The sequence below is a fragment of the Leptospira brenneri genome (assembly GCF_002812125.1).
Taxonomy (GTDB): Bacteria; Spirochaetota; Leptospiria; order Leptospirales; family Leptospiraceae; genus Leptospira_A; species Leptospira_A brenneri.
On the sequence record NZ_NPDQ01000001.1, the window covers coordinates 696,238 to 704,882 of the forward strand.

Annotated in this window: 9 protein-coding genes; 5 read left to right on the forward strand and 4 right to left on the reverse strand. The window is 38.4% G+C overall.

What is annotated here, in order from left to right:
• Positions 1-33 precede the first annotated feature (33 nt).
• The 3 genes from CH361_RS03335 to CH361_RS03345 are packed head-to-tail and all read right to left on the reverse strand — an operon-like array spanning position 34 to position 2,724.
• Positions 34-1,071 carry an alpha/beta hydrolase gene (locus CH361_RS03335; RefSeq protein ID WP_100789376.1) on the reverse strand — a complete coding sequence of 346 codons (1,038 nt, stop codon included), beginning with the start codon at positions 1,069-1,071 and terminating at the stop codon, positions 34-36.
• Between the two features lie 6 nt (positions 1,072-1,077).
• Positions 1,078-1,593, reverse strand: a complete 516-nt coding sequence (locus CH361_RS03340) for a chemotaxis protein CheX (RefSeq protein WP_100789377.1) — start codon at positions 1,591-1,593, stop codon at positions 1,078-1,080.
• On the reverse strand, positions 1,594-2,724 hold the full coding sequence (locus CH361_RS03345) for a hypothetical protein (protein ID WP_100789378.1): 1,131 nt from the start codon (positions 2,722-2,724) through the stop codon (positions 1,594-1,596).
• A gap of 77 nt (positions 2,725-2,801) precedes the next feature.
• Here CH361_RS03345 and CH361_RS03350 point away from each other — a divergent pair, with 77 nt between their 5' ends.
• The 3 genes from CH361_RS03350 to CH361_RS03360 are packed head-to-tail and all read left to right on the forward strand — an operon-like array spanning position 2,802 to position 5,267.
• Positions 2,802-3,542 (forward strand): class I SAM-dependent DNA methyltransferase, encoded by a 741-nt coding sequence (locus CH361_RS03350; RefSeq protein WP_100789379.1) that lies wholly within the window; start codon positions 2,802-2,804, stop codon positions 3,540-3,542.
• Positions 3,543-3,585: 43 nt separating this feature from the next.
• The gene (lpdA, locus tag CH361_RS03355) at positions 3,586-5,013 is read left to right on the forward strand and encodes a dihydrolipoyl dehydrogenase (RefSeq protein ID WP_100789380.1); all 1,428 of its coding nucleotides are present in this window, start codon (positions 3,586-3,588) and stop codon (positions 5,011-5,013) included.
• Positions 5,014-5,060: 47 nt separating this feature from the next.
• The gene (locus tag CH361_RS03360; RefSeq protein WP_100789381.1) at positions 5,061-5,267 is read left to right on the forward strand and encodes a hypothetical protein; all 207 of its coding nucleotides are present in this window, start codon (positions 5,061-5,063) and stop codon (positions 5,265-5,267) included.
• A gap of 211 nt (positions 5,268-5,478) precedes the next feature.
• Here the strand turns inward: CH361_RS03360 and CH361_RS03365 are convergent, their stop codons facing one another.
• Entirely contained in the window at positions 5,479-6,378 is a 900-nt protein-coding gene (locus CH361_RS03365; RefSeq protein ID WP_100789382.1) for an alpha/beta fold hydrolase, read from the reverse strand.
• Here CH361_RS03365 and CH361_RS03370 point away from each other — a divergent pair.
• Positions 6,373-6,762, forward strand: a complete 390-nt coding sequence (locus tag CH361_RS03370) for a DMT family transporter (protein WP_100789383.1) — start codon at positions 6,373-6,375, stop codon at positions 6,760-6,762. The genes CH361_RS03365 and CH361_RS03370 overlap by 6 nt on opposite strands.
• Entirely contained in the window at positions 6,759-8,555 is a 1,797-nt protein-coding gene (locus CH361_RS03375) for a sulfatase (protein WP_100789384.1), read from the forward strand. Before CH361_RS03370 ends, CH361_RS03375 begins: the two co-directional genes overlap by 4 nt.
• The last annotated feature ends 90 nt before the right edge of the window (positions 8,556-8,645 follow it).

Sequence of the window (8,645 nt, forward strand, 5' to 3'; positions counted from 1 at the left end):
TATCGGCACGTTTCTTAGGAGAAACGACAAATTCTATCGGTCCAGCCAATATAGAAAACTTCCGAAGGTCTGGAGGAGGGCCGGAACCCCAAAAATTTGGGAGTGGAGGGGGAGGCTATCCCCATGGGTTAAGGCCGTGGAACTCCGGTAGACATAGGAAATCCCTTTTTTTTGAAAAAGCTGTGTTAGTTTTTCCGATTCTTCCGGAGAAATGACCGGGTCGGTTTTTCCATGCAGGAGGGATACTGGCCCACTCAGGGTTTCTAGTTGGTAAAAAGGAGAAAGATTTTCAGGAAGATTTTTCGGAACAGTGGTCAGAATTCGTTTGGCAAGTTCTCGCCGAAAGGTTTCGTCTGTTTCCACCTGCGAAAAGAATTCTTTGGCTTTTTTAGAAGTTTTTTCCAGAAGAACTTGGGCTTCGGCTGCATTTCCGGTTCTTTTGAATCCATTGTCCAAAGCTGCCGCGTAGTAGACTGGTTGTAATTCGGCGGAAAGTTCCGGTTCAAAACAATGGAGAAAGTTATAAAGAATTACGTACACAGCGTACGGATCAACTTTGTAATTCGAACAAACAAACGGTACCGTATCTAAAAAATCACAATAGGCTCCGATAGCCATAGAAGTTTTGATTTTATTTCTTGTGTTTGATTTGGATGCGGCAATGAGTCCCATCCCACCAGAAAAACTAGCGGATAAATATCCTAAGTCATCTCCATTAAATAGATGTTTTGTGGAATGAATTTCCATCATCAAGTCTTCGATGTTGGAGATGGTTTTTTCTTCGATTTTGAGTCCTTTGACTTCTGGAAGTTCGGGAAGGATTACACTATGATCAGAACTTGCTATGTTTTCCGCGAGTTCCAAAATTCTGGGATCATCAATTCCCATAACGCTCATTCCATGTTGGATATAAACACCTGGCAATGATTCTGGATTTTTGCCAACAGGATAAAAGTGAAACACTCTGCGGCCGGTACCAGGCAATTTGAGTTCTTTACGTTCTAAAGATTTTTTTTGTTTTAACCCTGCATAACTCAAGACAAGTGGGATTGCCAAAACATAAGGTTTCATTCGGATTTAGTTTTTGGGAGTGGGAAATTTTTCCAACAATAAAATCAAATAGAGCCTACCCATATATTCTTCACCTCTTCTATCTTTAAGATTAAAGATAAGAATGTATTGGCGAAAGTGTTCTAAAGAAATTGGAACTAGTTTATGATTTAAATTTTCTGGAGGTAAAATATCAATTTCATAACGTCCCAGTCTCATTTCTGTGATTAATTTTCCTGCGATCTGGTTGGCAAACTCCATCATGATGGAAGCAGAGTGAGCACGAGATGTGGGATCAATTTGAAAGGCTTTGGCAATTTTAGGAAGGAGTTTTAGTTTTGTGTATCCATCCAAAGCAAGATATACTTTTCCATTAATATCACCAACAAATTCAACAAGAGTACAATTCTCAAAACAAAGTCCTTCGTTTTTAGAAGGACCATAAGCCTCTCGTTCCGCAAATACTAATAGGGATTTTTGAAAATGTTCCGGTAATACTTGCGAAACCGTCAGGATGAATTTTTCGTCAATTAAAGGATCCATCTAGGCTGCGTGATAAAGGATACTCTCTTCTAAAGATTGATATGCTGCTTTGATCCAAACATCGAATTTAATTCCCGGGATAGACTGGTTAGAGTATCCAAGTGCTACTTCAGATGGATAGCCTAAACTATCTAGTTCTTCTATGAACTGCTTAAAAAATTCAGAAAAATCATCTAGTTTATCATTGGAAATGATACTTGCGTATAAATTATTTTCCAATTGGTACAAACCTAATCCAAGAACCGCATTTTGTTTCCCAAGTAAGTTGAGTCCAATGGCAATTTCTGTTTGAAAGTTTGTATCAATGAATTTGAACAAAATGAGAGTTACTTTCTCTTGGGATTCAAATGCTGACTTTGCCATCCCGTAAAAATGGGATACATTGAAAAGTTTTGAAACTGGATGTTTCGTAACCTTTACATATTCTTTTTTTGTCATAATTTTTTCTGAGATGATTGTTGATTTTTCCCAGAAAGATTGAATTTCGGATTCATTCCAAGATTCTTTGGTCGAAAAACATAAAAACCCAAATAAATGTGCGTTCATTGTAAGAGGAATGTATAATCGTCGTTTGTCGAATGAAATCGCAGGAAGTAGTTCTTTAATTCTTCCTTCTTCGTATTCCTCCCATTCGATGGGATTGTCATCAGTTTCTACCATCATTCCGGCCTTTTGCCAGTAACATTCTTTAAAATCTTTCCCATCATAATATACGTATTGGATGGAGGTAAGTTTTTCTGTGATAAAAGGGAATGGAAATTCCTTTACCGTTTCGCAAAACAGCAAACGTTCTTCAGAATGAATCGATTCTCTTGCCAGTAAAACGGGATCTTTTTTCCAGAGAATGTCTTTTGGTTTTGGTTCTTTGTTGGATGCTTCTACTGGTAGCGATGTTTCTGTATCAAAAACGACATCAGGTTCTTTTGATGGGTCAGAAGGATTTTTTTGATTTAAGAGATGGGATGTTTCCGTGTTTTGGTTTGGTTTTTGAAAGTCCAAACTATATAAAAACAAAGTGAGTAGCAAACAAGAAACGGTGAGGAGGGTAAAACTCACCCAGGAAAAATAAATTGTATATTGGAGGATGAGTCCAATGACAAAAAAAATTGTGGGAATTGTATATCGTTTCATGATGACTTAGCCGTTACTCAATATAACGGGTAAAATGGGGATTCGCTGAACTGATTTTCCTTTTCCGCTAGGGGCAAATGAAACTCTATTCTGAATTGGCCGAATACTATTTTACCATCGAAGAAGCTAGTCGCAAGTTTTCAGAAGAAATCCTCTTTCTGCGGGATACATTTAAGCGACATAAAATCCATACGGTTTTAGACATTGGATGCGGGACGGGAGAACACATTAAGGAACTCCAAGGAATGGGATTCAAACCACTAGGAGTGGACGGATCTCCTCGTATGCTCGAGATTGCAAAAGTTAGATTTCCCCATTGCCAGTTTGAATTGGGTAAAATGGAAAACTACGTCGCCAAACAACCTGTAGATTCTGTCATTTGTCTGTATGGGACTTTTAATTATCTTATTAATGATGATTTGGTTCAAAACTTCCTTCGAAATTGTCATAAAAATTTAAAACAAGCGGGACTTCTCGTTTTGGAAATCTGGAATGCAGACCCAATTCACAGAATCAAACGAAAGCCAATCACGACAGTGAGTAATGTAAGGCAAGGGGCAACATCGATTCGCCGAAATCGTGGTTTTCGATTAACAAGAGCAGATGATGTTGCTATTGTAGAAGTAAATTATGTATATAATTTGAATCAAAAGGATTTAAAAGACAAACATACGATGCGTGTGTTTCACTTTCCACAAGTGCGGAATTTCTTAGACGATAATAAATTTGATGTTCTGCATGTTTATAGCAATTACGACGGAGAAAAATATACAAAAACGGGAGCAAGGATGCTCATCGTAGCCAAAAAGAGGTCTTGACTTTCTTTTTTTTGTACGGTATCCCAATCTATCGGGAGATCCTATGTCCAATCCAAACCATTTCCAAGTGATCGTTATTGGAGGAGGGCCTGGCGGTTATGTCGCGGCCATCCGAGCCGCACAATTAGGTTTACAAACATGTATTGTGGAACGCGAAAAACTCGGGGGGGTTTGTTTGAACTGGGGTTGTATCCCCACCAAAGCCTTGTTAGAAAGTGCCCATGTGCTTGAACATTTAAAACATGCGGCAAGTTTCGGACTTTCTTGTGATAATATCAAAGCCGACTTTGAAGCAGTGATCAAAAGATCAAGATCTGTTGCGGACCAAATGGCCAAAGGTGTTGAATTTCTGATGAAGAAAAACAAAATCACTGTGGTAAATGGTGAAGCTCGTTTTCAAAATTCCAAAACCATCCAAGTCAAAACAAATTCTGGAGAAGAGATTTCTTATACAGCGGATTTTTATATTTTAGCAGTGGGTGCTAAGAATAAAGCTCTTCCTTTTTTGCCATTCGACGGTAAACGAGTGTTATCTGCAAGGGATGCAATGAACGAACCAAAAGTAATTCCTAATCTTGCCATCATTGGAGCTGGTGCCATTGGAGTGGAGTTTGCTGATTTTTATGCGAGTATGGGATCAAAGGTGACAATCGTTGAATTCCAAGACCATCTTCTTCCTAACGAAGACTTAGAAATATCCGGAATCCTTGAGAGAAGTTTTAAAAAACGAGGGATTGAACAATACTTAAGTTATGGAGTGGAAACTGCTTCGGTTTCTGAATCGGGAGTGGAACTCACTTTACAGGATCGTAAATCGGCAAAAAAAGAAAAGTTAAACTTTGATAAGGTGATTGTTGGAGTGGGAATCACTCCGAATACTAATTCTATTGGTTTGGATGAAATCGGGGTTAAACTAAAAAACGGATTAATTGACTTTGTTGGTAACTATCGCTCTACAGTGGATCATATTTATGCGATTGGGGATTGTATTCCTACACCAGCTCTTGCACATGTGGCTAGCGCAGAAGGGATCCGTGCGGCAGAAGATATATCTGTGCGACTCGGAAATCCTCATCATTTACAAATAACAAGACTAAACTATTCTTATATCCCAGGTTGTACCTATTGCCATCCAGAAGTGGCGAGTCTCGGTCTTACAGAGGAAAAAGCCAAAGCACAAGGGTATGAAATCTCAGTAGGGAAATTTCCTTTCACGGCAAGTGGAAGAGCCCAGGCCCAAGGAGACACTACTGGGATGGTGAAAATTGTTTCTGATAAAAAACACGGTGAAATTTTAGGAGCCCATATCATTGGCAGTGGGGCAACAGAGATGATCGCAGAGCTTACATTAGGTGCCAATATGGAGATCACGGTAAAGGAACTTGCAAATACGATCCACGCACACCCAACTTTGGCAGAAGGAATTATGGAAAGTGCCGCGGCAGTGCTTGGTGAAGCGATTAATATATAAGGTGGGGAAGAAAATATAGTTCATTATGCGAAAGGCAACTTAGATTAATGAAGCAATATAAATCCTGTTTAGGAGTTTCTGAATTATCGAATTGGAAATTCTTTTATAAGGAAACTTCAAATGGTATTTATCACTTTTTGGGATTACGGAATTCCGGAAATGAAGTTTCTTATCATGGAGAAGGTTACGATGAAGTTCTTTCAAAATGTATCGAATTTGCTAAAATAGTAGAAAAGAACATACAAAATATTTAAGAATTAAACTCATTGTTCAGGTTTTGTATCACTTCGCCTAAAGGTCCAATCTCCCGCGCCATTTGTGCTGAGCTTGCCGAAGTAGTGATAGAAGCGGAAATCCTTTCGCAAATGCGAAAGATTGCAGCGGATAGCACGGTCGGTTTAGGATAGATTTTTTTCACCTAACTAATTCGAGGCGCCCGTCTCTTCTCTCTCTCTGAGGTCTATCTTACCCTTCTTTTATCCCCAAACATCGTTGCATCCATTCCCATGTTTCTTTTGGTCTTTCAAAAGGGAAAAAATGTGTGAACCCAGGAAAGATAGTAACATCTGACTTTGGATTTACTTTTGTGAGTAGGTTTGCAAGTTTTGGGCTACAAACTTCGAACTTTTCGGGAATGGCAATATGGTTTTCGGTTTTGATTCCATAAAAGTTTTTGAATACATGAAAGTGCGCATGTCCAAAGATCCTGGCTTCCACTCTTGGATCGCAACAAAGTTTGACTTCCGTTTCGTTACCTGTGCTTTCAAAACAAGAATTTAGATAATCTTCAAAGATGGACGGTTCAAAGTTGGCAAAGGCAGGGAATTTTTTAAATGACCGCCTAACAAGTTCAATAGATTTAAAATGGCTTCTTCTTTTTTTTGCTCCTGTTGCAAGAGGGTTCTCTAAAAATTTGGAAAGCAAGATCATCTTCCAACCTAGGATAACAGGATCCATCGCTAAGACTTTTTCAAATCGATCCGGTGCTTTTGCTGCTGCCAAAAGAGAAGAGGCTCCGCCGAGTGAATGGCCAATGATATTTGTTTTGGTAATCGATTCGTGATCGAGTAAAGCCAAAATTTGGTCTCGGAACACGTTCCAATTATTAAACTCTAAACTGAACTCAGAACGACCATGTCCTAAAAAATCAGGAGCAATCACACGGTAGTGTTTTGATAATAATTGAAAGTAATACTGGTAACAACCGGCACTATAGCCATTGGCATGACAGAAAACGAGAACGGGACCCGGAGTTTCCGAATCTAAGTAGGCACATTCCCAGTTTCTGAACTGAAAGGATTTTGATTTCATTTTTCTATTTGACCCTTCCCGATTTAGATCGGATTTTGTCTCTATCCCATGCAATTCCAGGTCATCCTCTTCTTCTGTATAGCCGTATTCTTCAATGCCTTGGCTAATATTTTAATCAAATCTTCATCCTTACAAGATCATACAAAAACATTGTCAGGTGGTCTTTGGGATACAATCTTTACGGTATTCAATCCTTACTTTATTGGTGGGCTTGCCAGTTTTGGTTTGGCTCTGCTTGGATATCGATATGTTTTGGGTAAAGGTTTGAAACTTTCTCTAGCTTATCCTGTGTTCACTTCTAGTGGTTTTATTATTGTTCTCATTGCTTCGTCTCTCTTCTTTAAAGAAAGGTTAAACTTAACGCAATGGTTAGGGATTGCTTTTATTTTGATCGGTGTTTGGCTTACCGCCTTGCAGATGTTTGATGTTAAGTCTTGAAAACTGAATCGTTTTTTATAAAAACAAAATTATTACTTCTTTTATCTTGCCTTTCCTTTTTTTTCCTTTGTAAAAAAACAGATTCAGTGTCAAATGCTGAATCTGTTCCTCTGACATCAAAACGTTACAATGTTCTTTGGATAGTGATCGATTCTCTTCGTGGTGATATCATCGGTCGTTACGGAGTGACACCTAACTTAGATTTGTTTCAGAAAAATGCAGTGTCCTTTCAATACCATTTGGTAAATGCTGCTTGGACTAGGCCCTCTACACTTGTTTTTTTTACTGGGAAATATGCTTCAGCAAATCCAGTTAATTTCTGGGACTACCCCACAACAAAATCGGAAGTGGATGCTTTCTATCGAACAGAAAAAAAGCCTCTCCCTAAATTACTAAAAGAAAATTCATTTGTTACCTATATGGTGGGAAACAATCCATTTTTAACAGATAAATATGGTCTTGGGGTAGATGTCGGCTTTGATCAGTTATATGATTTTTCAAACTATAGCGAAGACACGCGAAAAATTACCAAAAAAACTTTTGAAGTATTAGAAGAAATCGCAACGCACGAAAAACCTTTTTTCCTATTCTTAAACTATAATGATCCGCACAAACCATACACTCCACCATCTGGATTTACAGATCGAATCCGGACCAATGAAGTACTGGATGAAAAAAAAGAAAATTATCTTGGAGAAGTTGCTTTTGTAGATGAGGAACTGGGAAAGGTTTTTGAAACACTAAAAACGAAAAACCTCTGGGATAACACGATCATCCTGATCACGGCTGACCATGGTGAGGTGATGAACACAGCTCATGCCATTTCTCCTTTTACGGGAACTAATACATACTATGGACATGGTCAGGATTTGTTTTTAGAAAACATTCATGTACCACTTCTTATCAAACTCCCAGGGAATTTGGTAAAGGGGATAGTCTCTAATATGACAAGGTCGATTGATCTATTCCCAACCATTCTAGATTACCTCGGACTTACCATTCCCAAATCGATTCATGGAAAATCACTTCGACCATTGATTGAAAAAACAGAGACCATAAAGCGAACCTATTACGGAGAAACTCGCTTCACTCAAGGGTATGGCGAGGGATCGGAATTTCTTTTGCAGAGGTCTTATCGATTTCATGAACTGGGAAAGTTTTGGCAAGGTTCTGTCGGAAGTGAGTTTTATTTATATTCTGATGTAAAGAAAGATCCCAACCAAGAAAATCCATTAAGGATTTCGAATATAGCTTCTTTAAAAGATATGAAATTAAACCCAAGTTTGGAAAAGAAAATCCAACGGTTTTGGAAACAAATCCGTTCGATGGAACCAAAACTCCCACTCTATCATTTATCGATCCAACCTGAGTCTGCAGATACAGAGATTCAGATTCGAGTGCCTAGTGGAACCATTCGGATGGCTTCCATTCCTGATGATGTTATTTTGGAGGAAAAAGGAAAGTTCGTATCGGTTCATACAAAACGGATGAAACCCTTTGAAATCAGTTTTGAAGTATATCCCGATGTAAGTTTCCCTGAGTTTGATGTTTTGTTCTCTAAAAAACAGATTCCAAAATCAGAAATCTTCACAGGATATTTTGGAGTGAGTATGGACTCCTGTCATTCCAACTGTGATTTGTTATACGAATCTGGGTCGAAACGTCCGGTGATTCATCCGAATGCAAAAGTTTATTTTTGGAAGGAAGGTGGACAGAAAAAAAACTATTCATCCAAACAAGAACTAGGAACTGATGCTTTAGAAATTCTCAAAAAACAAGGTTATGTGCAGTAAGAAATTGAATTAAATGGTAGGTTCAAGAATCTAATGCAACAAATCCCGATAATATAAATCGGAGAAAAAATGGCAAAATACACGAGAATT

Coding starts and splice junctions, on each gene's coding strand:
- CH361_RS03370 (WP_100789383.1), top strand. CDS start 6,373: ATGCAATTCCAGGTCATCCTCTTCTTCTGTATAGCCGTATTCTTCAAT.
- CH361_RS03345 (WP_100789378.1), bottom strand. CDS start 2,724: ATGAAACGATATACAATTCCCACAATTTTTTTTGTCATTGGACTCATC.
- lpdA (WP_100789380.1), top strand. CDS start 3,586: ATGTCCAATCCAAACCATTTCCAAGTGATCGTTATTGGAGGAGGGCCT.
- CH361_RS03340 (WP_100789377.1), bottom strand. CDS start 1,593: ATGGATCCTTTAATTGACGAAAAATTCATCCTGACGGTTTCGCAAGTA.
- CH361_RS03335 (WP_100789376.1), bottom strand. CDS start 1,071: ATGAAACCTTATGTTTTGGCAATCCCACTTGTCTTGAGTTATGCAGGG.
- CH361_RS03360 (WP_100789381.1), top strand. CDS start 5,061: ATGAAGCAATATAAATCCTGTTTAGGAGTTTCTGAATTATCGAATTGG.
- CH361_RS03350 (WP_100789379.1), top strand. CDS start 2,802: ATGAAACTCTATTCTGAATTGGCCGAATACTATTTTACCATCGAAGAA.